At 58.8% G+C, this 22,953-nt stretch carries 21 protein-coding genes and 1 other RNA gene; 14 read left to right on the forward strand and 8 right to left on the reverse strand.

The genetic code is table 11. The features are described from left to right. Positions 1 to 12 precede the first annotated feature (12 nt). From cobC to rnpB, 5 genes are all read left to right on the forward strand, one after another. Positions 13 to 1,014 (forward strand): Rv2231c family histidinol phosphate aminotransferase CobC, encoded by a 1,002-nt coding sequence (gene cobC, locus CPPEL_RS03530; protein ID WP_245990497.1) that lies wholly within the window; start codon positions 13 to 15, stop codon positions 1,012 to 1,014. Then, on the forward strand, positions 1,011 to 2,156 hold the full coding sequence (locus CPPEL_RS03535) for a Nif3-like dinuclear metal center hexameric protein (protein WP_123959845.1): 1,146 nt from the start codon (positions 1,011 to 1,013) through the stop codon (positions 2,154 to 2,156). Before cobC ends, CPPEL_RS03535 begins: the two co-directional genes overlap by 4 nt. Positions 2,157 to 2,177: 21 nt before the next feature. Next, on the forward strand, positions 2,178 to 2,897 hold the full coding sequence (locus CPPEL_RS03540) for a zinc ribbon domain-containing protein (RefSeq protein ID WP_123959846.1): 720 nt from the start codon (positions 2,178 to 2,180) through the stop codon (positions 2,895 to 2,897). Further along, positions 2,894 to 4,060 carry a bifunctional RNase H/acid phosphatase gene (locus tag CPPEL_RS03545; protein WP_123959847.1) on the forward strand — a complete coding sequence of 389 codons (1,167 nt, stop codon included), beginning with the start codon at positions 2,894 to 2,896 and terminating at the stop codon, positions 4,058 to 4,060. The genes CPPEL_RS03540 and CPPEL_RS03545 overlap by 4 nt, the downstream gene beginning before the upstream one ends. Before the next feature lie 48 nt (positions 4,061 to 4,108). After that, an RNA gene (gene rnpB / locus CPPEL_RS03550) (RNase P RNA component class A) lies at positions 4,109 to 4,555 on the forward strand. 56 nt (positions 4,556 to 4,611) lie between these two features. On the opposite strand, the gene CPPEL_RS03555 is transcribed toward rnpB, so the two are convergent. Next, the gene (locus CPPEL_RS03555; protein WP_123959848.1) at positions 4,612 to 5,829 is read right to left on the reverse strand and encodes a hypothetical protein; all 1,218 of its coding nucleotides are present in this window, start codon (positions 5,827 to 5,829) and stop codon (positions 4,612 to 4,614) included. A 360-nt stretch (positions 5,830 to 6,189) separates the two neighbouring features. On the opposite strand from CPPEL_RS03555, the gene CPPEL_RS03560 reads away from it, so the two are divergent. Then, positions 6,190 to 6,384, forward strand: a complete 195-nt coding sequence (locus CPPEL_RS03560) for a hypothetical protein (RefSeq protein ID WP_123959849.1) — start codon at positions 6,190 to 6,192, stop codon at positions 6,382 to 6,384. A gap of 91 nt (positions 6,385 to 6,475) precedes the next feature. Here the strand turns inward: CPPEL_RS03560 and CPPEL_RS03565 are convergent, their stop codons facing one another. Together CPPEL_RS03565 and CPPEL_RS03570 are read right to left on the reverse strand one after the other, a co-directional pair. Beyond that, a complete protein-coding gene (locus tag CPPEL_RS03565; RefSeq protein WP_123959850.1) occupies positions 6,476 to 7,084 on the reverse strand; it encodes a CYTH domain-containing protein in 609 nt (202 codons plus the stop codon). Next, entirely contained in the window at positions 7,081 to 7,935 is an 855-nt protein-coding gene (locus CPPEL_RS03570; protein WP_123959851.1) for a hypothetical protein, read from the reverse strand. The genes CPPEL_RS03565 and CPPEL_RS03570 overlap by 4 nt, the downstream gene beginning before the upstream one ends. A gap of 132 nt (positions 7,936 to 8,067) precedes the next feature. Here CPPEL_RS03570 and glnA point away from each other — a divergent pair, with 132 nt between their 5' ends. Next, positions 8,068 to 9,408 carry a type I glutamate--ammonia ligase gene (gene glnA / locus CPPEL_RS03575; protein ID WP_123959852.1) on the forward strand — a complete coding sequence of 447 codons (1,341 nt, stop codon included), beginning with the start codon at positions 8,068 to 8,070 and terminating at the stop codon, positions 9,406 to 9,408. A 104-nt stretch (positions 9,409 to 9,512) separates the two neighbouring features. Beyond that, positions 9,513 to 12,659 (forward strand): bifunctional [glutamine synthetase] adenylyltransferase/[glutamine synthetase]-adenylyl-L-tyrosine phosphorylase, encoded by a 3,147-nt coding sequence (locus CPPEL_RS03580; protein WP_123959853.1) that lies wholly within the window; start codon positions 9,513 to 9,515, stop codon positions 12,657 to 12,659. Here CPPEL_RS03580 and CPPEL_RS03585 read toward each other — a convergent pair. After that, a complete protein-coding gene (locus CPPEL_RS03585; protein ID WP_123959854.1) occupies positions 12,656 to 13,231 on the reverse strand; it encodes a nitroreductase family protein in 576 nt (191 codons plus the stop codon). The genes CPPEL_RS03580 and CPPEL_RS03585 overlap by 4 nt on opposite strands. A 273-nt stretch (positions 13,232 to 13,504) precedes the next feature. Between CPPEL_RS03585 and CPPEL_RS03590 the strand changes: the two genes are divergently transcribed. From CPPEL_RS03590 to CPPEL_RS03600, 4 genes are all read left to right on the forward strand, one after another. Beyond that, a complete protein-coding gene (locus CPPEL_RS03590) occupies positions 13,505 to 13,762 on the forward strand; it encodes a hypothetical protein (RefSeq protein WP_123959855.1) in 258 nt (85 codons plus the stop codon). A 95-nt stretch (positions 13,763 to 13,857) separates the two neighbouring features. Next, positions 13,858 to 15,300, forward strand: a complete 1,443-nt coding sequence (gene thrC, locus CPPEL_RS03595) for a threonine synthase (RefSeq protein ID WP_123959856.1) — start codon at positions 13,858 to 13,860, stop codon at positions 15,298 to 15,300. 4 nt (positions 15,301 to 15,304) lie between these two features. Continuing rightward, positions 15,305 to 15,442 carry a hypothetical protein gene (locus CPPEL_RS11135; protein ID WP_164470285.1) on the forward strand — a complete coding sequence of 46 codons (138 nt, stop codon included), beginning with the start codon at positions 15,305 to 15,307 and terminating at the stop codon, positions 15,440 to 15,442. Beyond that, positions 15,442 to 15,978, forward strand: a complete 537-nt coding sequence (locus CPPEL_RS03600; RefSeq protein ID WP_123934731.1) for an NUDIX hydrolase — start codon at positions 15,442 to 15,444, stop codon at positions 15,976 to 15,978. Before CPPEL_RS11135 ends, CPPEL_RS03600 begins: the two co-directional genes overlap by 1 nt. Here CPPEL_RS03600 and CPPEL_RS03605 read toward each other — a convergent pair. From CPPEL_RS03605 to CPPEL_RS03620, 4 genes are all read right to left on the reverse strand, one after another. Further along, positions 15,975 to 17,555, reverse strand: coding sequence for a succinic semialdehyde dehydrogenase (locus CPPEL_RS03605; protein WP_123959857.1), 1,581 nt, complete (start codon positions 17,553 to 17,555; stop codon positions 15,975 to 15,977). The two genes, CPPEL_RS03600 and CPPEL_RS03605, sit on opposite strands and share 4 nt — an antisense overlap. A 126-nt stretch (positions 17,556 to 17,681) precedes the next feature. Next, entirely contained in the window at positions 17,682 to 18,950 is a 1,269-nt protein-coding gene (locus CPPEL_RS03610) for an MFS transporter (protein WP_123959858.1), read from the reverse strand. A 70-nt stretch (positions 18,951 to 19,020) separates the two neighbouring features. Continuing rightward, complete coding sequence (locus CPPEL_RS03615; protein ID WP_123959859.1) at positions 19,021 to 20,352, reverse strand: dihydrolipoyl dehydrogenase family protein; 1,332 nt, start codon at positions 20,350 to 20,352, stop codon at positions 19,021 to 19,023. 9 nt (positions 20,353 to 20,361) lie between these two features. Continuing rightward, a complete protein-coding gene (locus CPPEL_RS03620) occupies positions 20,362 to 21,060 on the reverse strand; it encodes a DsbA family oxidoreductase (protein ID WP_164470371.1) in 699 nt (232 codons plus the stop codon). A gap of 290 nt (positions 21,061 to 21,350) precedes the next feature. Here CPPEL_RS03620 and CPPEL_RS03625 point away from each other — a divergent pair, with 290 nt between their 5' ends. After that, on the forward strand, positions 21,351 to 22,256 hold the full coding sequence (locus CPPEL_RS03625) for an LPXTG cell wall anchor domain-containing protein (protein ID WP_123959861.1): 906 nt from the start codon (positions 21,351 to 21,353) through the stop codon (positions 22,254 to 22,256). Positions 22,257 to 22,376: 120 nt separating this feature from the next. After that, positions 22,377 to 22,946 carry a DUF421 domain-containing protein gene (locus CPPEL_RS03630; RefSeq protein WP_123959862.1) on the forward strand — a complete coding sequence of 190 codons (570 nt, stop codon included), beginning with the start codon at positions 22,377 to 22,379 and terminating at the stop codon, positions 22,944 to 22,946. Positions 22,947 to 22,953: the final 7 nt, after the last annotated feature.

Genomic DNA, 22,953 nt, shown 5'->3' on the forward strand with positions numbered 1-22,953 from the left:
ACACTCAGCCCAGTGTTTGATCCTCGTATTCATGGTGATGCCGATGCTCGTGGGGCCTCGGTGGATTTTGCTGTGAATGTGGCTTCGCACACACCGGCGTGGTTGCAACAGGCCATTGTGCAGGCGGTGCCGTCGTTGCGTGATTATCCCGATCCGGCCAGTGTGGCTGAGGTTGAGGCGATGATCGGCCAGTATCACGGTGTGCCGGCGCAGCGGATCATGTTGGTCGCGGGTGCCGCGGAGGCTTTTGCCATGTTGCCGCGTTTAAGCCCTGCGCATCCGCTTGTGATTCACCCCGGTTTTAGTGAACCTGATGCGATTTTCGGCCCTGGCGTCGCTCACGCGGTGCTCGATCCGCCTTTTGATCAGCTTTGGGCCCCCGATGCCGCGGACATGGTGATCGTGGGCAATCCCACCAACCCCACTGGTGTGCTGCACGATGTGTCTTCGTTGAGGGCACCGGGGCGCATTCTGGTGGTAGATGAGGCCTTTTTGGATGTGGTGGGAGAGCAGTATTCGATGATTCCTGCCCAGCTTGACGACGTCCTCTGCCTGCGAAGCCTGACCAAAACCTGGGGCATTGCTGGTTTAAGAATTGGCTACGTGGCAGGTGATCCCGCCCTGCTTGATCGCCTGCGCCAACAACGAGCCCACTGGCCGGTAGGCACCCTGCAGATTGCGGCCGCGCGTGCTGTGTTTAGCCAAGGTGTGCACGAGCTTCCAGCCATTGCGCGCAGCATCGATGCCCGGAGAACCCAGATGCAATCGCTGCTTGAGCAACACGGCTTTGTCATGGCAAGTGATTCTCGCGCACCCTTTGTGCTTGTCAAGCCACCGTGTGCTGATGCAGAAGCGACTCGCCAGCGCTTATTAGGCCGAGGTATTGCGGTGCGGCGTTGTGATACCTTCCCCGGTCTAGACTTAAACCACTGGCGTTTGGCCGTGAAACCGCCTGAAGATGTCCAAGCACTACTTCAGGCAATGCAGGAGATTGGAGCACTGAACACACCGTGAGCACCACCAATAGCGTTAGCTCGGTTGTCCATGCCTTAGAGCGTGCGTATCCACCGCATCTGGCCGAATCATGGGACGCAGTGGGGCTTATCTGCGGTGATCCCGAAGCGCCGGTAACAAAGGTCGCCTTTGCCCTCGACTGCACCGAAACCGTGGCCGATCAAGCCATCGCCGCCGGAGCCCAGATGCTCGTGGTGCACCACCCGCTGCTGCTAAGGGGCGTCACCAGCGTTGCTGCCGATACGCCTAAAGGCAAGATCATTCACAAGCTCATTCGCAACAACGTGGCCTTGTTCGCAGCGCACACCAATGCCGATTCTGCGCGCCCAGGTGTTAACGATCAGCTCGCCACCCTTTGCGGCATCACCCCAGGTCGGCCACTCGCGCCCAAACTTCAAGGCCTCGACAAATGGGGCGTGCAAATACCCGCAGAGCAGGCAGCAGCGCTCAAAGACGCGATCTTTAGCGCCGGGGCCGGCGAGATCGGTGAATATAGCCAGTGCGCCTTCAGCTTCGAAGGCCAAGGCCAATTCCTCCCCAGCGCCAACGCAAACCCAACCAGGGGAACACGCGAGCAGCTAAAAACCCTGAAAGAAATGCGCATCGAGTTCGTCGCACCGCGCGGGCGCAGAAACGCGATCATGCACGCACTGCGCGAAGCGCACCCCTATGAGGAGCCAGCCTTCGACATCACCCAACTACAGCCCACCGAGCCTATCGAACAAGCCTGTGGCCTCGGCAGGATCGGCACCCTAGAGCAGCCAATGCGCTTTGAAGACTATGTGCAAATGATCGCCAACCAGCTCCCAGCCACCGCCTGGGGCGTGCGAGCAGCAGGCGACCCAGATAGACAAGTGCAATGCATCGCCGTGAGCTCAGGTGCAGGCGATGGGTTTATCGAAGAAGCCGCAAAGCTCGGCGCCGATGTCTTCTTAAGCTCCGATCTGCGCCACCACCCCGTTGATGAGGCCCTGCGAGCCTTTGACCTGTGCATCATCGATACCGCGCACTGGGCCAGCGAATACCCCTGGACAAGCCAAGCCTCCCAGGTGATCGCCCAGGCGCTGCCAGACGTTGAAGTCGAGGTTCTTGCCACCCGAACAGATCCTTGGACCATTGCCAAACACCCCCAAGACCACTAATACGCGAGGAAGAACATCACGATGCATCTAGCACTGCCCCTTCAAGAAAAATTGCTGGAACTATCCACCCTGGAGCGCAATGGCGACGTAGCGATGGTGGAAGTAAAAAGCGAAGAGCAGCAAGAACTTGAGCGTTTAAGCGCCAAGCAGGTGCGTATTCGCGATGCGGCAGCTTCTGCCCAATTAGCCGTTGACGATATGGAATTAGAAATCCGCCGCATCCAAGATGATGAGCGCAAACTGCGTCGCAGGCTAGAAGATAACCGCCGCCAGCTCGGCGCCGCCACCGATGAAGAGACTCGCAAAGATCTCCAGCACGATCTGCACTCCTCGCAGGTGCGCATCCAAAACCTCACCTCGGAAATGCAAGAAGCACACAATGAGGTCCACGCACTCAGGGCGAATCGCGATTTATATCAGCAGCAGTTGCGAGATATTGAGGCAGAGGTAGCAAAAGCGCAGCGTGCCGTAGACGCCCTGCCGAAGGATACGTCGAAAGAGGATGTGCGCGGGCGCGTCGAAAAGCTCAAAGAAGCCCTGCCCGAAGATATCCTTGCGGCCTATGAGGAACGCAGGAACGAAAACGGCATCGGTGCGGCGAAGTTCAATGGGCGATCCTGCGGAGGCTGCCACATCATGCTGCCGGTAGCTGAGGCCTCGCGCATCCGCCAAGCGCCCGAAACTGAGGTGCCGGAATGCGGAGAATGCGGCAGCTTCCTCATCCGAGGACACGCTGCATGAGCACACACCTACTCATCGAAGCCGATGGAGGCTCACGCGGAAACCCAGGGCCAGCAGGCGCCGGCACAGTCGTTCGCGACGCAGAAAGCGGAAAAGTGCTCGCCACCTTGGCCTATGTGGTGGGCAAAGCCACCAATAATGTCGCCGAATACCGCGGGCTACTCAACGGCCTGGAAGTAGCCGCCGCCCTAGGCGCACGCAAAGTAAGCGTTCGCATGGACTCCAAGCTCGTCGTAGAGCAAATGTCCGGGCGCTGGAAAATCAAGCACCCAGACATGCGCGAGCTCGCCATGGAATGCAAAGCCATCGAGCGCGGCTTCGAGCAGGTGGAATACCAATGGGTGCCCCGCAAAGAAAACTCCCGTGCCGATGAACTAGCCAACGAAGCCATGGACGCCATCGCCAAAGGTGCCGCACCCGGCTACGTCGCAGGCTACGAGCCACCAAGCAAAGAGCACACCCAAAGCACCACAAGCAGCACGAAGCCAGACCAAGGCGAGGAGCAAAAGAATTGCCCCACAGTGTGGAATGGTGCCACCACCAAAGCCACACGCCTGCTGCTGCTACGCCACGGCCAAACAGCAATGTCGGCCCAGCGCCGATACTCCGGGCGCTCCAACCCACCACTTTCTGCCATCGGCACGCAACAAGCCGAAGCCGCAGCCCAATACCTGGCTGCGCGAGGCGGCATCGATGCCATCGTGGCCTCGCCACTGCAGCGTTGCCAGCAAACTGCTCAGGCGGCGGCAGCCGCACTCGGTATGAAGGTGCACACCATGGACCCCCTTCAGGAAATGGACTTTGGTGATTGGGATGGGCTGACGTTTGCTGAGGCTCGCGAATCGGATCCCGAGCGGCATCAGCAGTGGCTTGAAGATCCCTCCATGGCCCCGCCTGGGGGCGAATCACTCGCGCAGGTGTACCGGAGGGTGAAAAAGGCCAGGGCTCGTATTGCAGAAGATTTTGGCCCCGGCACCATCTTGGTGGTCAGCCACGTCACGCCCATCAAGGCCATCTTGAGGGAAGCCTTGGGTGCCCCGGCGACGATGTTCCACAAAATGCACTTAGACCTTGCTTCTTTATCCATCGCAGAGTTCTATGCCGATGGGCCAACCTGTGTGCGCTTAGTCAACGACACCTCCTATCTGCCAGCCACCAACTAAGAGGGTGCGGCGAGAAGGCCTTGCGCGTGTACACTAAAGCCGCGCGAATGAGCCGGCTGGGCGATTGCGTCTGTGTGAACCAGCGTCGATTGATGTTCTAGGCACATGGCCGAGGAAAGTCCGGACCCCAAAGAGCACGGTGGTTGCTAACGGCAACCCGGGGAAACCCGAGGGCAAGTGCAGCAGAAAGTAAACCGCCTCCAGGTATGTTCCTGGCGGTAAGGGTGAAAGGGTGCGGTAAGAGCGCACCGGCAGCTACGGCGACGTAGCTGGCCAGGTAAACCCCACCGGGGGCAAGGCAAGAGGGCGCACGAAGCTTCACCCAGGTAAGAGGTGAGAAGTGTGCCTGCGCGGATTGAAGGCGGCTCGCCTAAACGTCCGCGGGTAGCTGCTTGAGGTCGCGAGCAATCGCGGCCCTAGATGGATGATCGCCGCCTTGGCTGCATCAACTGGTGCAGGCGGGTACAGAATCCGGCTTATAGGCCGGCTCATTCGCTGCGCTTCGTACTCTCCCTGCGCAGGTGCGCTTATTGGATACAGCGCAGGTGGGCTTATTGGCTATTGCTTGAGGCTTGCTCACCACGCTGAATCAGCATCACCTCAAAACCATCCTGGCTTAAAGCCTCGGCCACCGAATCTGCCTTGTAGTCAGGAACCAAACACAGCACCGATGCGCCCGAACAACGCGCTGCCGCAGCACCACGCTGGAGGCACAATTGGGCAGTAGCTTCAAGTGCCTCAGGGGCCTCGAGCAGGCGTACATACTCCTGGTTCGAGGCATTCATCGCAGGAACAATATCGGCAGTTCTGCGCGAACGAATAGCGCTGGTGGTGGCGATGGTGCGATCAATTTCGTGCTCCAAGTAGCGCAACCAACGCTGCGCCTGATCCACCGTCGGGGCCTGGGATTTGGGGTGCACCTGATGCACCGCTTTCAGCCACGCCAGAACGCGCTCACGAGCATTAGGCAGCAGCCTCAAACTCGGGGCCGCAAAGGCGGTGGTGACATCGTCGATAAAGCGCTGCATGGCGGCCTGGTCGGCTTGGGGGAATGCCTGCGGCGGGCACACAGTGAGCAATTGGTAGCCAAAATCTTGGGTATGAGTGACCTGGGTGATGGAGCCATCGGCATAATCCATCACATTGAGGGCCTGGCCTTGGCCTCGTAGCGCGGCGGTGTAGCGAGCACGGCTGGGGGCCTGCTGCGAAATCGATGCGGCCGCTTGGGCGCACACCTGCGCCAGCTTGGTGCGAGCAGGGCCTAGTTGATGTTCTTCAGGTTCTTGCACCAGCGTCAGGGCAATGGCGATATCCAACGCCTCGTCTTCGCCGAGTCCGGCGTTGTGGGGGATGGAGCTGATCACGCTGATATCCATGCCGGGGGTTTCGCGGCTAATGAGCTGCCGGTGCATCATCGTAAACACCACCATGCCTACCCTTTGAGCAAGATCGAGATCTCCGGCAGGCTGCTGATTGCGAAGCTGCTGCAAATCGGCCTGGAAGTAATTATCTGCGGCCGTCTCGCCGTTGCCACCAAGCTGAATGCTGCGCACCTGGATTTTCGAGTCTTCTCGCACACTTCGCGCAACGGCCAGGCGCTGGTGGCCAAGCGCTACGAGCACCATGCCACCTGCGTGATCGCTCAATTCGCCCAATAGGGGGCAGGTGGCTGGAGCAGATGCCACGATTGCTTGGCCGTGGGCCCATTCCCGGTGGGTGCTTAAGGCAAGTGCTTCCACGTCGATTGGCTTCGTGGACCACAGGGGCATGGGTTCTCCTTGTTCGCTTCGTGGCTTATTCGCTTTGTGGCTAGTTCGCTTTGCGGCGCCGGGTGGGGCGTTGATGCGCAAGATATAAGTTTGGCACAACACCTTGATAAGCAGGTTGTAGCTTTACTCTAGTGCGTCGGTGATGCAGTGTTGCACAACCACTAAAAACTTTGGGCAGTACCTGTTTTCATCGCCTGGTGATGCTCAGGCCAGTATGCGCTTAGGTGTACCCGAGATGCCGCTGGGGCTATGTGCACATGGACATATAGGCATAGGCCTGCGTACCGTTGGAACTAATCAGTGACTCAGGCGGATACGGAATGCCGAGTCACAAGCGAATGCAGTGAAAGGACGCCTGGCATGGCAGAAGCAGACTATCAGTGGTACTACAACCTCAAAACTGGTGAGGTTGCCCAGGGTAAGGAATTTCCCTCCATGGACCGCATGGGCCCTTATGAGTCGAAGGAAGCAGCACAGCACGCTTTAGAAATTGCCAATGAGCGCAACGAAGAAGCCGATGAGCAAGAAGCAGCCTGGGAGGGCGAAGAGGACTAGCCTCCGGTTGTTATCTTCTTGCACACCCAGTGCCCTCACGCGAAGGGCACTGGGTTTTTCCTTCTTTTACGCCACCAGGATGCTTGAGCCGCTAGTGCTTGCCCAGTGCCCGCTGGAGCTTCGATGCCCTTGCAGCCTTGTGCGCGCCTTGGGCTTGGAGCATGCGCGCAGCGCTTTGCAAAAGCTCCTCACCTTGAGCCGCTTCTAGCGCCCCTTCGCGCAATTCCACTTCCCATTCCCGCCAGCGATCCTGATGATTCTCAGAAGTTGCGGTGACGTGATCATCACAGAATTCGGCTACTACCTCGCCTGATGCACCGATGAGCAATGTTTCTACCCGGCGGTTGCGAATCCTTGCCACCTCTTTGAGTGCCGACTGCCCAATGATGCCGGCGACTTCTTCTCGCAGCGTGTGAGGCACCTCCATGGCATCGCCGAGCGGGCACTGTAGTTCTTCTCTGCCGTGCTCGCCGGTGGTTTTCAGGTGCCATCCTGCATCTTTGCCGCCGACTCTTCTGCGCAGTGTGATCTTATTGGCGGCAAGTAGCAGATCCTCGGTATCAAAATAGCGAGCGTCGAGTTCCATGGTGGTGGTATCACCTATGGCACTGACGTGCATGATCTCTGTGAGTTCGGCATCGGGCTGTGATGCATCCACATCGAATTTGATCTCTTGTTCAACGGTGCGCTTGGGGCTCATGCTTGCAGTTCTACCAGCATTGGTGGCGTTGTTTGGATCATGCGCCTCCACCGCGCGCCCAAGGTGCGCCACGCAGGCAGGATCTGCCCAGGAGGATCGTGGTGATCCAGCAACTGCATTTTTATTAACACCTCCGCAGCTACGGCACTGGTGGGTGATCGAGCCGGTAGGCCTTGGATGCCGCTTGTGTGAGCAGGTGTGGGAGGTGTGGCGCAAAGCCCTGCGCAAAAGCTATTGGCCTGTGCGGGATCGAGGCTGTGGGCCCCAGGCCAGCGGTGGTGTCTGAGAAAGGAAAACTGCTGCATAACGCTCTGGAGTGCGCAGGCCTGGCCAAGCAGCGACCAAATGCCACCTGGATGTAATTGGGTAACGAATACCCCAGCGCGTGCGCCAAGATGGCGCAGCATGTGGCCATCAAAATGCCCCCAAGGACCATCGAGTAGCACTCGTTGTGCCTGGATGCTCGGCGGTGGCTGCTTCAGCCTGTGCAGTATTGCAAGCGCTTCGGGGGCGATATTCCAAAGGCGAGCGAGTTTCTGGCACATCGCAGCGTAGCTGGCGGCTTCGAAGGCGGTGCTGCTGTGGTGGCAGTGGTGGAGCAATTTCAGCAGCCTTGAGGTGCGCTTTGGGTGCAGGGGCGTTGCTGGGGCGAGCAGGGGAGCGTCGACAAGCGGGGTGCTGATCGTTTCCATCTGGCCGTTGTGCTTGTGAAATGCCCAGGCCACAGCGATCGCCGGGGCAATGCCTTCTGGGATGTTGTTGATGCGCGGCGGCCATTGGCCTTGCACATGGTGGATATCGATGGGGCGCCAACCCAGTGCCATAGCTTGTAGTACTTGTGTTCGATTCATGGTGATGAGTGTGCCAAGCGACCCCCGATTGAGGTGTGAAGGCGAAAAGATGCATTCGAACATCCCAGCTCAGGGCAGAAAATGTGGTTGTTTCTACCGAAGAATCGGGGGTTGCTTACTACGCTTGAGTACATGAATTCACAGCAAGAGTTTGTGTTGCGTTCCATTGAAGAGCGCGGCATTAAGTTTGTCCGCCTCTGGTTCACCGATATTTTGGGCTACCTCAAATCCGTGGCCGTGGCTCCCGCAGAGCTCGAGTCGGCATTTGAAGAGGGCATCGGCTTTGACGGCTCGGCCATCGAGGGCTTCTCGCGTGTATCCGAGGCCGACACCATTGCCATGCCGGATCCTTCCACCTTCCAGCTCTTGCCTTTCGACGACGACGATTCACCCCTGCAATCTGCCCGCATGTTCTGCGACATTATGAACCCCGATGGCAGGCCTTCCTATTCCGATCCCAGGCAGGTGCTTCGGCGCCAGATCCAAAAGGCCGCCGACGAGGGCTTTAGTTGCAGTGTTTCGCCCGAGATCGAGTTTTATTTGGTGCAGAGCCTATCCACCGATGGCAGGCCACCAATTCCTACCGATAATGGCGGTTACTTTGACCAGGCCAGCCGCAATGATGCGCCGCTGTTTCGTCGTGAAGCGATGTTGGCACTCGAACGCATGGGCATCCCCGTGGAATTCTCCCACCACGAAACTGCCCCTGGCCAGCAAGAAATCGACTTGCGCCATGCCGATGCGCTTACGATGGCGGATTCGATTATGACCTTCCGTTATGTAATGAAGCAGGTAGCGCTGCGCAACGGGGTGGCGGCAACCTTTATGCCTAAACCGTTTAGGAATTATGCAGGCTCGGCCATGCACACCCACATGTCGCTTTTTGAAGGCGACATGAATGCCTTCCATGACCCGGATGATGAATTCAGCTTGTCTAAGACCGCCAAGCAATTCATTGCAGGCATTTTGGAGCATGCCAACGAGATCTCGGCCATTACCAACCAATGGACGAACTCCTATAAGCGCATCCTCTTCGGCAACGAGGCGCCCACTGCCGCTACCTGGGGAGTGTCGAATCGCTCGGCGCTGGTGCGCGTGCCAACCTATCGCCTGACCAAGGAAGATTCTCGCCGCGTGGAGGTGCGCTCACCCGATAGTGCCTGCAACCCCTACCTGGCGCTTGCCGTGCTGCTGGGCGCGGGCTTAAAGGGCGTAAAAGAAGGCTATGAACTTCCCGATCCAGCAGAAGACGACATCGCACAACTTACTCGCCGTGAACGTCGCGCCATGGGCTACAAAGACCTTCCCATCAGCCTCGATCACGCGCTCAGGGCAATGGAGCAATCGGAGTTCGTAGCCGACATCCTAGGCGAGCACGTCTATGAGTATTTCCTGCGCAATAAGTGGCGCGAATGGCACGAATACCAAGAACAGATCACCCCTTGGGAGCTTTCCTCCAACCTGGATTATTAGCCCCGCAGCAATAGGCCAGCAGTGATAGGGCCTGCACACTGCGCCGAAGCCCCAAAGTTCTGCCTGCCCCGTGCCCCATACGGAAGGAAAATGAGGCAAAAGCAATGAGCCAACAGCCAACCAATACTCGCAAACCAGTACGAGGCCCGTTGCCCTCGGTGAGTGCGCTCGGCTTTCACGGTCAACATGCCGCCAAAGACCTCGAGTGGCTCGGCTGGTGGAACGAGGCCTCCCTGCCACTGTTGTGGGCGCTTGCCGGCACCGCCAACGAGGATTTGGCGTTAAATTCTCTCATCCGCTTCATGGAGGCCCTTGAGCCCAAGGAACGCGAAGAAGTCGACCTGGCAATCAGGGGCAACCTCGTGTTCCGCGTGCGCCTTTTTGCCCTTCTGGGTGGATCTTCAGTACTTGGCGATCACCTCGTGGCCCACCCGCACCTATGGCGTGAGCTGGATAAACCAATGCCCAACCGCGCTGGGATGTTCGTAGAATTGCTCAGTAGCGTTGAAGCAAAACCAGCACAGTTTCAGCCAACGCCACCAGAAGATGCAGAGCTTTCCATTGGCATGGAATTTGCCACCGAAGATCCCGCCATTGAAGAATGCTCCACCGCCGGAACCTACTGCGCGGGCATCGGTGGCCAAGAAGCAGAAGTCCTCCTAAGACGGACTTACCGCAACCTTTTGCTGCGCATTGCCGCGGTCGATTTGGCCGGCACCTACCTAGAAGATCCCCGAAGAGAAGGCCAGCCGGAGGTGGACTTTAGCGTTGTTACGTCAACGCTGGCCGATCTTGCCGACGCAGCTTTAACTGCCGCGCTGGCAGTAGCCGTGCGCAATACCTATGGTGATGAACCGCTCGATACCCACCTCGCCGTTCTTGCCATGGGCAAATGTGGTGCCAGGGAATTGAACTACATCTCCGATGTAGACGTGATCTTTGTTGCCGAACCCCCAAGCCCCGCGGCCACGAAACTGGCGGGTGAATTCATCCGCATTGGGTGCCGCAGCTTCTTCGAAGTCGATGCGGCACTGCGCCCCGAGGGCAAACGCGGCGCGCTTGTGCGCACACTGGATTCCCATGTGGCCTACTACAAGCGTTGGGCTGATACCTGGGAGTTTCAGGCGCTGCTAAAACACCGCCCCATGACGGGCTATATCCCACTGGCGCAGCAATACTCCGATGCCATCTCTCCACTGGTGTGGAATGCCAGCCAGCGCGACTCTTTTGTAGACGACGTGCAATCCATGCGCCGCCGCGTATTAGAAAACGTGCCGGCCGCCTTGAAATCCCGCGAGCTGAAATTGGGTGAAGGCGGCCTGCGCGATGTGGAATTCGCCGTGCAGTTATTGCAGCTTGTACACGGCCGCACCGACGAATCGCTACGCACCCTGGCCACAGTGGATGCCCTAGCGGCACTGGTAGAAGGTGGCTATATTGGCCGCGAAGACGGGGCCGAACTTACTCGTGCCTATGAGTTTTTGCGTCTGCTTGAACACCGCCTGCAACTGCACAAAGTCAAGCGCACCCACACCCTTCCCGCGCCCCAAGATCAAAAGAATCTGCGTTGGCTTGCGCGTTCGGCAGGGTTCCGCAGCTCCAAGCAGGGCAGCGCCATCGACGCGATGGACGAGCAATTACGCAAGGTGCGCCTGCATATCCAGAATCTGCACCGCAAGCTGTTTTATCGTCCGCTGCTCAATTCTGTGGCGGTGATGGACGCCGACACCATCAAGCTTTCCCCAGAGGCCGCCAAACTCCAGCTCGGCGCCCTTGGATACAAATTCCCCGATCGAGCCTTCGAGCACCTTCAGAAACTGGCTGCCGGCTCAAGCCGCAAGGCCAAAATCCAAAGCATGCTGCTGCCCACGCTGATGGAGTGGTTATCGCAAACCGCCGATCCAGATGCCGGGTTGCTCAACTACCGCAAGCTATCGGAAACACTGAACGATCAGACTTGGTTTTTGAGGATGCTTCGCGACGAAGGCATCGTCGGCCAACGCTTAATGCGTATCTTGGGCAATTCCCCCTATGCCTCAGATCTGATCCTTTCTACGCCCAATGTGATTAAACAATTTGGCGATGGCGCAAGTGGGCCGAAATTGCTCGATACAAAAATCGGCACAGTTTCCAAGTCGCTGGTGGCTGCTGCGGGGCGTCACGATAACCCAAAGAAGGCCATTGCCGTTGCGCGCTCTTTAAGGCGCAAGGAACTTGCGCGCATTGCCAGCGCGGATCTGTTGAACATGATGGAGGTCGAGGAAGTCTGCCGCGCCTTATCCTTTGTGTGGGATGCGGTGCTTGAGGCTGCTTTAGGTGCAGAGATCAGAGCATCGGTAGCCGAGGAAGAACTCGATAGCCCACCGGCTCGCATTGCTGTGATTGGCATGGGGCGCCTAGGTGGAGCAGAGCTTGGCTATGGCTCTGATGCCGACGTGATGTTTGTTTGCGAGCCGGTGGAAGGCGTAGAAGAAAACCAGGCGGTGAAGTGGGCTATTTCGGTGTGCGACCGCATGCGCCAGCGTTTGGCAAAACCGAGCGGCGATCCACCACTCGAAGTTGATCTTGGCCTTCGCCCGGAGGGGCGATCGGGTGCCGTGGTGCGAACCCTAGAATCCTATGAGCGATACTACGAACGCTGGGGGGAAGTCTGGGAGATCCAAGCGCTGCTTCGCGCCACTGGCATCGCCGGTGATATGGACCTTGCCGAGCGTTTCTTGCACATGATTGATCGCTTCCGCTATCCCGATGCGGGAGTCACTCAGAAGGTCATTCGCGAGGTGCGCCGCATGAAGGCGAGGGTAGATAATGAGCGCCTGCCACGAGGCGCAGATCCCAAGACGCACACCAAGCTCGGCCGCGGTGCGCTTACCGATATTGAGTGGACAGTGCAGTTGCTTACCCTGATGCACGCACACACCGTGCCAGCACTGCGCAACACCTCAACCTTGGCATCGCTCGATGTGATTGCGCAGCAGCAATTGCTGGAAAAAGAGAAAGTAGAAACGCTCAAAGAGGCCTGGCTTGCAGCTACTGAAGCACGCAATGCGATCGTATTAGTGCGAGGCAAGCGTGTGGATCAATTGCCGCAGCCTGGGCCACAGCTTGCCGCTGTGGCAGGCGCTGCTGGCTGGAACCCCGAGGATTATCAGGAGTTCCTGGAGCACTACTTGAGGCTTACCCGACGTGCACGCCAGGTAGTCGATGAGGTGTTCTGGGGTGAGGCCATGCCCACCGAGGACGAGCGTTAGTAGCGGTTTTCCACGCGGCGGCTCGCAGCGCGCCCGGGGTGGGCAGGCGATTCGGCGGGATAGCCCATGCCGATAACCAAGCCGACGCCGCGGTCTTCGCGGCCGCCAAGGCCAATGGCCTCTAAGACCTTCGCCTCGTTCCAGCCGGTGGTAGGAGAGGTGGCAAGGCCTTCGCCTTGGGCTGCAATCAGCGCAAAGCCTGCCAGCAGCATGGCATCTTTCATCGCAGTTTCGCGCAGGGCTGCCTGGTCGAGCTTGCCTAGGTAGCCGCGGACGAAGTCTGCGCGCTTTTGCCCGAGGATCTCCTCTAAATCTTCAGGAATATCCGCGCGGGCAACCGTGATCAGCACGACTGGGGCATCGCGCAATTGTGCCTGGCCGGATGCCTCAAAGATGGCGTCTTTGACGTCTTGGTCGCGCACAACCACCAGGTCTGCTCGCTGAGCGTTAAATGCCGATGGGGCTTCCAGAGTCAGCGCTACAACCTTATCGAGCACCTCATCAGTAATGGGTTGTTCGCTATAGGCTCTCGTGGCGCGGCGGCTACGGATGGCTTCTTCCACAGTGTGCATGGTGTTTCCCTTCTGATGGCTGCATGTATGTGATGAATCAACAACAATCTAGAACTGCGTGGCTTAAACACGCAAATGGCCTGGCTGATCCTAGCTGTGGAGCTGCGAAAAGGTTCCACCACACCAGATGCAAGCTCGATAAGCACCGCACGTTATCTGGTGATTCACCGCGAAGTTTCGCAGTCCTTTGCGGGCACGCCCGCTGGTGTATCACCCGGCCTAAAAGTCTGCGTTTTGGGGAACGATCTGCCAAGCTTGTGCGTTGAAGCAAATATGATCAACTTAAGCTTGGATCTTGAAGGCGCCACGATTGGCGAGCTGCAAACTTTTTTGCGCGCAGTTGAATCCACCGGGGCAAAAAGCCGCACCCCCTTGCAATTGGAGGGAACGGTATTAAGCGTGCGTGCCGATGCCGCTCAAGGCGGCAGTGCCACCAGCGGATTACCAAAAGTCGATGCTGATAAACCTCTTGGAGATCAAGCACTGAAATCCATCATCGATGCCCTGGTCAATAGGGCCACAGGCGCCTAAAGCATCACCCCATTGACCTGAAGCTTTTCATGCTTAAGCGCTTCTATCGGGCTGGTGCTCGTTGCTTGAGCATGATGCCCGCTAGGGTAGTAGCCGTGAAATATATTTCTACGCGTGATGCATCCCAGACCCCAGCGAGTTTTAGCGACATTCTGATTGCAGGTCTAAGCCCCGATGGTGGGCTGTACTTGCCTGAGCACTATCCGCAGATCGATGGTGCCCAACTAGATCAGTGGCGCAGCCTTTTAGCGCAGCAGGGGTATGCGGCTTTAGCTGCTGAGGTGCTCAAGCTCTTTGTCGACGACATCCCGGCGGAGGATCTTGAGGGCATAGCCAAGCGCGCGTACACCACCGAGAAGTTCGCGCACGAGGACATCGTGCCGGTTACGCACTTGGAGGACAACATTTACCTGGGCCACCTTTCCGAAGGCCCAACGGCCGCCTTCAAGGATATGGCCATGCAGATGCTCGGCGAGCTCTTTGAATACGAGCTGGCCCGTCGCGGTGAGACCCTGAACATTTTGGGCGCTACCTCGGGTGATACTGGTTCTTCTGCCGAGTACGCGATGCGCGGGCGCAAGGGCATCCGTGTGTTCATGCTGACGCCGAAGGGCCGCATGACCCCCTTCCAGCAGGCGCAGATGTTCGGCCTGGATGACCCCAACATCTTCAACATCGCCCTCGATGGCGTATTTGACGATTGCCAGGATGCCGTCAAGGCGGTGTCCGCCGACGCCGATTTCAAACGCGTTCAGCGCATCGGTGCCGTGAATTCCATCAACTGGGCACGTCTCATGGCGCAGGTTGTCTACTACATCTCTACGTATCTGCGCATGACAGACAACAACGAGCAAAAGGTCAGCTTCGCGGTGCCCACCGGCAATTTCGGCGACATCTGCGCTGGTCACATCGCTCGCCAGATGGGGCTGCCCATTGATCGCCTGATCGTCGCTACCAACGAGAATGACGTCTTGGACGAGTTCTTCCGCACCGGCAATTATCGAGTCCGCAGCTCCTCCGACACTTTTGAAACCTCTTCGCCTTCGATGGATATTTCGCGAGCCTCTAACTTCGAGCGCTTCATCTTCGATCTCCTCGGCCGCGATCCCGAGCGCACCGCAGAACTGTTTGGCACCAAAGTTGCACAGGGTGGTTTTTCGCTTGTCGACGATCCCGCGTTCCCCAAAGCCGCCCACGAATACGGATTCGCATCTGCTACCTCCACTCACGCCGACCGCGTGGCGACGATCCGCGATTGCAACGAGCGCCTTGACACTCTGATTGATCCGCACACCGCCGATGGTGTGAAGGCTGCCCGGGACTGGAAGGATCAGGTGTCCACCCCAATCGTGGTGCTGGAAACAGCGCTGCCGGTGAAGTTCGCCGATACGATCCGCGAGGCCATCGGTGAAGAACCGGAGATCCCAGAGCGCTTCGCCGGGATTATGGAGGCGCCCCGCCACGTTGCGGATCTGCCCAACGATCCGGAGGCCGTGAAGCAGTACATTTTGGATTCCATTCAAGCATCGGAGGTTTAAGCACATGGCGCAAGAGCGAACCGCCCCGGCGGAATACCACAACGAGTTTGACCCGGCTGCCCTGGTTGAGCAGATCAAAAAGGGCGCGTTGAAGGACGATCCATTTAGTTCCGAAGAGGCCCAGGAGCAGGTGGAGGACTAGTGGCGACCCCGGACTATGTATTGAAACTGCGCGAGAAGATCGGCAACGACGAGCTGTTTATGCCCGGCGTCACCGCCGTGGTGATCCGTGATGTTCCTGAAGGGGCACCGATCACTGCGGTGCCTGAGGTGCTGTTGGTGAAGCGGGCCGATAACGAGCAGTGGACCCCGATCACCGGCATCGTCGATCCCGGTGAAGAACCTCATCTTGCTGCGGTGCGTGAGGTGAAGGAAGAAACCGGCCTCGACGTCCAGGTGGAAGCCTTGTTGGGCGTCGGTGCCGCCGGTCCAGTCACTTACCCCAACGGTGACCAAGCCCGCTACATGGACACCGCCATGCGCTGCTCGCTGGCGGGCGATGATACCCCGCGCGTGGCGGATGATGAAAATCTTGAAGTGGGCTGGTTCTCCATCATGCAGATGCCGCCAATGAGTCCACGCTTCCGTCTAGTCATCGGTGATGCGGTGGCGCAGCTTCGCCGCCCCGAGGGCTTCAAGCCTCGCATGGGTTTTCAAAAGCGCGATCGCCAGCGTTAGGGCAAGAACCGCAGTTTCTTACCTAGCAGCAGGGCATAGGACATCACTTGGCCATAGAGCTTTGGTGGCATGCCTTTAGGGCCTCGGATGGATAGCCCGCGCTGTTCGGCGACGTTGCGTGCCTCGGTGTATTTCAGCAGGCCTTCCTCGCCGTGGCGTCGGCTCATTCCCGATTGCTTCATGCCACCTAGGGGTGAAGCGATTGAGGCCCACGTCGCGGCGTAACCGTCGTTGATCCCAACCCCGCCGGCGTTGATTTGCCCGGCAATCTGCCAGCCCGTCTCGGGGGCTGCGAAAATAGATGCGTTGAGGCCGTATTCGGTGTCGTTGGCAAGCGCGATCGCCTCTTGAAGAGTCTCCACTTTTTCCACGTACACCACAGGGCCGAAGACTTCTTCGGTGCGAAGTTTGGCGTCGCGGGGGACGTCGATAAGCACAGTCGGCTCAAAGAAGAAGGGGCCGAGGTCCGGGCGAGCACGGCCGCCAGCGAGCACGGTGGCCCCCTTGGCTACGGCGTCGTCAACGAAGCTTTGGACGCTGTCGAGTTGCTGTTGGTTGATGAGCGAGCCCATGTCTACATTCCAGTCGAATCCTGCACCAAGGCGCATCTGCTGCACGGCCTTGGTGAAGCGGCTCAGAAAGTCCTCGTACACCGGCGCCTCGACGTAAATCCGCTCGATGGAGACGCACAGTTGGCCAGAGTTAGAAAAACAGGCGTTTGGCACCTCGCGCACGGCTTTGTCTAGATCGGCGTCGGCGGCGATGATCATGGGGTTCTTACCGCCGAGTTCAGCAGAATAACCGATGAGGCGTTCGCCAGCGGTCTTTCCTAAGATTCGTCCGGTGGCGGTGGAACCGGTGAACATTAAGTAATCGCTGCGCTGAGCGATGGCGGAGCCGACGGTTTTGCCAGCCCCAGTAACCACCTGGAAAAGTTCGCGCGGCAGGCCGGCCTGGTAGAGCAGATCAACCACGGCTAGCAGCGTAAAAGGAGTGTTCCAATCTGGTTTGGCCACCACCGCATTGCCTGCGAGGAGCGCGGGGATGGCATCGGAAATGCCTAAGGCGAGCGGGTAATTCCACGGGCTGATTTGGCCCACCACACCCTTGGGAGCATGCTGCACTCGGTTCTTTGTCAGCAGAGGCAGCGCACCAGGGTTCGCGTTTTCCGCCAGCAGGCGGGGTGCCTTGTTGGCGTAATAACGTGCGTTGCCTGCGACATCGAGCACTTCGTCGAGGGCGGATAGTCGGTTCTTGCCGGTTTCGAGCTGCACGATGTCCATGAGGAATTCGCGCTCACGCAGTACGCGATCGTGGAAATCCTTGAAGATCTTTGCTCGCTGTTTCACCGGGGTGTGCGCCCACAGGCGTTGCGCCTCGCGCGCTTTGAAGAAAGCTGCTTCCACGACCTGCTCATCACCTGCAAGCGCATGCCCGATGACCTCGCCACTGAATGCTGAGTGCACCGGATATTCCTCTTGTTCCTGGTGATCTGCAATGGCGGTGTTGGCGCACAGTCGCAATAAGTTTTGGCGCAAGTGTTTGGGGAGAGGCCCTAGGGTGAGTCGTCGGCTCATGGTGCAAACTTTCATGTTCGTGGGGTGTGGTGGAAGTTGCGCCACGTTGTGGAGTGGCGTTCGCACCATGCTAACCCGGTGTTTGCTTGCTTTTCGACGCTCCCAGCCCCCTCTTGCAACGTCGTCTCAGCGAACAGATGCGTTGTCACAGATTCGGCGTAGCCTTAAGCCGCAGTACACAATGCCTGCAGCGCCAACAGCCCACACGAAGATGATCCCGAGCCAAGCCACCCGGAAGTCTGCCCACTGAAACGTTGCGACCTGCGCGTGCCAATCCAGCAGCGCACCAATCAATTGGGCGCCGATCATGGTGGCCACGAATCCGCCCATGTTGGCCAGACCAGTGCCGGTGGCGAGCACTGAATATTTGAGGTGTTCTCGCACCGAATCGAAACCGTAGTTCGCCGCGGGGGCTAGCAGCGCCACCACAAAAATGAGCACCATGAGCCAGATCTGATTGCGTGGCTGCCCCGAGGCGAAAAACCAAGCAAATAGCCCAACATTGATTGTCGAAGTCGCCAGCGCCGCGAGGTCGCGATTGTTGCCCGCTCGCGCGGAGATCATGCCGTGCAAAGGCCCTGCGCACACAGATCCGATAGTGGCGGTGCTTAGTACCGTTGCAATCTGCCCGGCATCAAGCCCCATGCCAAGCTTCATCATCGGCACACCCCACAGCAGCAGAAAGATGTTGATGGGGGAGAGGTTGCTCCAGTGGATAAATACGCCCTGCCAGGCGGTGGGGCTGCGTAGCACCGTGCGCAAACGTGCGCCGAGCGAAAGCTGCGGCCCGCATGACTTCGAGGTGGCCTTCCTGCCGTGCTGTTCCGGTGAATCGGCAATGAAGTACCACGCGGCGCCGGCGATGAGAATGCCTACCGCCCCCAAACTCACGAACGCCACGCTCCACCCGGCCACGCCGAGGAGGTGGAGGAACGGCACAGCGGAGATGAATTGCCCCGATTGACCCAGCGCCCCGGTGAGTTGGGAAAACAGGGGAGCTTTGCGCGCCGGGAACCACGCGGGAATTAGGCGCATCACCGATAAGAACGCTGTGGCGTCACCTGCACCAATGAGGACTCGCGCCAGAATCGCAACCCAATAAGCTGGAGCGAAACCGAGGATGATCTGCCCGAGGCCCATGAGAATCGCCCCGTAGAGCAACATGGAGCGCGGCCCGAGTTTATCCACCAGTACGCCGGTGGGAATCTGGGCGATGGCGTACACGCCCACTTGGACGGCGGTGAAAACGGCGAGCCTTGAGGCATCCACTTGGAAGCGCTCAATGGCTGCAACCCCTGAAACCCCAAAGGAAGTGCGCCCTGCAATGGCCAGCACGTACACGGCGACGGCCGCCAACCATACGGTAATGGCTCGCCGGGACAGCGTCTGTGGCATGTGGGGTGTCCTTCCGTGGCGCAGGGTGGGGCAGATTCGACCCAACGATGCTAGCGCGCCGGCAGTGTGGCTACCCCAATACCCCGTTCAGCACCTCGGTATTGGCGGGGTGTGTGACGATCTGCCCGCCGAGCTCACTCGCAGTCATCCCTACCCGCATGGCAAGCGCAACGGTATTGATGATCTCCTGAGCATCGACGCACCACAGCGTGGCTCCCAGAATCTGATCGTCCTCGCTGATCAGGAACTTCGCCACGCCGGTTGTTTGTCCCAGAATTTTCGGTCGCGGCATCACGGCGATATCGGCAATTTTGGCCTGCTTCACTTCAAAGCGCACGCCTTCGCGTTCAAGTTGCGCCTGGCTCTTGCCAACGGTTGCCAGCGGTGGGTCGATAAAAGTGGCGGTAGGAATCACTCGATGCTCCGTGGTTCGCTCGCCATCGCCCCAGCGTGCGCTGAGCACCACGCGGTGATCGTCGTAGGAAATATAGGTGAACTGAGGCCCACCATTGACGTCACCCACCGCATATACGCCTTCGGCGCTGCTTCGCAGTTGCTTGTCGACGACCACCGCCGCCTTTTCATCAGTGTCCACACCGGCGTTCTCGAGCCCCATATCCTGAGTATTCGGCGCACGGCCGATTGCCACCAGCACGGCGTCGGCAGGAAAGTCTCTCGACTCCCCGCAGACGTTGGCATGCACCCTGAGGCGCTCGCCGCAGTCGATGCGCTCAACATCGGCGTTGGGCACAAAGTGCAGACCTTGAGCTTCCAGGTGCTCAAGCACGGCCGAGGCGACGTCGCGATCGAAGGCGCGGCCAAACTCCGGGCCGTGATCGAGCATGTGCACCTTCACACCGAGGGTGAGGAAGAGCGAGGCAAACTCCATGGCGATTGGGCCGCCGCCCACGATCACCAAATCTTCCGGCAACGCGTCAAGGAATTGGATGCCGGTGGAATCCACCACCCGGGGATCTTCCGCACCCGGTACATCCAAGGTGCGTGCAGTAGCACCGGTATTGATAATCACGGTGTCGGCGGTGAAACGCTCGCCGTTCGCCTCGATCTCGCGCTCGCCCACAAATTGCGCGCGGGCGGTGACCACTTCCACACCAGCATCCTGCGCCATGGTGAGGTTGGCACCATTCATCTTGCGCACAAGCTCATGGCGAGCTTGCTTGATGTTCTCCCAACGCTGTGCGGGTGTTTCGCCGGAGGTGCGGTGCGCCTCAAAGAGCAGTTTCTTGGTGGGCACGCAGCCGATATTGATGCAGGTGCCACCGTACATGGCTGCAGATTGTTCAAAGAGCACCACAGAATCACCTGCTTTGGCACGCTTCATCGCAATGGTCTTACCGGCTTTACCGAAGCCGATCACGGCGACGTCAAAATGCTTGCTCACACTGACTCCTTAGCTGCAGCAGCCGCCGCCACCGCAGCAGCTTGAGCCCTGTTCGGGATTGTTAAGGAGATTTTTCGAATCAGCCCACGCCTGATCCAAAGCTTGATCGAACACCTCCTTGGGCTGCGCGCCGGAGACGGCGAATTTGCCGTCGAAGACGAAGAAAGGCACACCCCGAATACCAATCTGGGCGCCCTGGGCCTCATCCTGGTGGACGGCCTCGCGGAAATCATCGCTATCCAGGACTGCCTGCACCTCGGAAGCGTCCAGGCCTACCTTCTTGGCTGCCGCCAGCAGCGTGGGGTGTTCTGCGATGTTCTGGGAGTTTTCCAAATACGCGCGCATGAGAGCGTCCTGCAGCTCCGCGCCTTTGCCCTTAGTTTGGGCGAATTGTATTAGGCGATGCGCATCCAAGGTGTTGCCGAACTTTGCGTCCTCCCAATTGAACTCCACGCCATAGGTCTGTAAAAGCTGCGCCATCTGACGCTGACGAGCAGCCGACTCTTCCATGCTCGCGCCGTACTTCTTGGCGATTGCCTCCGCCAAGGTGCTGTCCGGCTGCGCAGGAAGGCTTGGGTCTAACTCAAACGCACGCCAGTGCACTTCAACGTCATCTGCGTGCTCAAAGGTTTCGAGCGCTTGGTTCAAGTGTTCCTTGCCAATGAAGCAGAAGGGGCACACCACATCGGTCCAAATATCAATTCGCATGCCCGGTGCAACCGATGGCGGGGTGGACGTATTCCATTGCGGTGAGGAACTCGGTCGCAAGCCGAGAATCTGCATCGCGGAAGGTGGGAAACCATACCTCGCATTTGACATCCTTTAAGGGGGGGGGCGGGGGCGTCGAAAAGCTTGGCGTAGCTAACGATGGGGGTACTTAGGGCGATTGTGTGGTCAGTGAGCCGTGCGATCGGGTGCAGCAACAACGATTTGCCTGACAAAAGTACTTTTGCTCGCTACAGTGGTTCCCAGACCCCTCGAAGAAAAGGTTAAAGGATATGACTCCACGTTCTAAGAAGGCCCTTGCTGTCACCCTCGGCAGCTCCATCGCTATCGCCGGCGCCATGGTGGCAAGCCCCAGCGCTGTGGCGCAGGAAAACCAGCCACCGGTGATCACCGCGAACGATGCGACCGTGCCCCTGAACGGTGACTATGGCATTTCTCTGTTGAACATCGATGCGCAGGATCCTGAGGACGGCAACGTCATCACCTCGGTGACTACCTCCGGCAGCGTTGATACCAGTCAGCCCGGCGAGTATCCCGTCACCATTACTGCCTCAGACGCAAACGGCCTGAAGACCTCCAAGACGGTCACCGTCACGGTGTTGGGGGCCAGCGAGCCTGCTCCAAAGAACACCGTGCCTGTGATTACCGCCAAGGACGTCACCTTGAATGTGGGTGAGAAATTCGAGATTGCCCTGATCAACCCGAGTGCTACTGATGCTGAGGACGGTAACGTTACCGATTCCATCGAGGTGCTGGAAAACAACGTAGACACCTCCAAGCCGGGCACCTACTACGTCACGCTGGCCGCCTACGATAGCTGGGGATTCCAGGCCAAGAAGATCGTCGAGGTCACCGTCGTGGACCCGGATGCGTCGAAGCCAGTTGATCCGAAGGATCCAGACAAGAAGGACGAGGACAGCAAGGACGGCGATAAGAAGGACAAGGACTCGGAAGAGAAGTCCGAGGCAGCAAAGTCCTCCCAGGCAGCAAAGTCCTCCGAGGCTGCAAAGTCAGAGGCAGCGAAGAAGGCCGAAGAAGCCAAGAAGTCCGAAGCCGCTCAAGCGCACAACAATAAGCGTTCCCTGGCGAACACCGGCGCCTCCGTGCTGGGCATCATTGTTCTCGGTGCGGCTCTCGTTGGCGGTGGCGTGTTCTTGATGCGTCGTCGTCGCGGATAAAACCCCATCCGGCTTGAACACCGAACCTGTTCACGTCCCCGGTTACTCAACAGAGGCCTGGGACGTGAACGTATCTCAGGTATGCAGCGCATCGCATATCAGTAGGGCATACTAAGGGACATGTGGTTTTCAGGCTTTGACCCGATCATCCGAATCCTGCTGGTAGGCAGCAGTTCCTACCTAGCGCTGCTGGTGATGCTGCGCATCGCCGGTGCCCGCTCACTGGCTAAGTTCAACGCCTTCGATTTCGCCGTCACCGTGGCCGTGGGCTCCATGCTCGCCACTGCGGTCACCTCCAAGGATCTCGCCTTCACCTCGGGCGCAGCTGCCATCGCGCTCATGCTCGGCTTGCAGTTCCTCGTCGCCCGCGTGATCCGCGATCGCCTTGGGCTGCGCAAGCTAGTCACGGCCTCGCCCGTGGTGCTGGTGCGCGCCGGTCAGCTACTCCCGGAAGGTCTCAAAGCCGCCAGGCTCGGGCAGGCCGACGTGCGTCAAGCCGCCCGCCAAGCGGGGCTGGGCAGCTTCGAGAACATCGCTGCGATGATCCTGGAAACGGACGGCACCATCTCCACCGTCACCTTTGACCAGTTGGGCGACGGCAGCACCCTAGATGACCTGCCCGACCTCAACGCCGTTGGCGCCCAGGGGATGCGCCATCGCGTGGGTAGCGCTGGGGCGTCGAAAAGCTAAGCGACGC

The sequence above is a fragment of the Corynebacterium pseudopelargi genome (assembly GCF_003814005.1).
In the GTDB taxonomy this organism is placed as follows: domain Bacteria; phylum Actinomycetota; class Actinomycetes; order Mycobacteriales; family Mycobacteriaceae; genus Corynebacterium; species Corynebacterium pseudopelargi.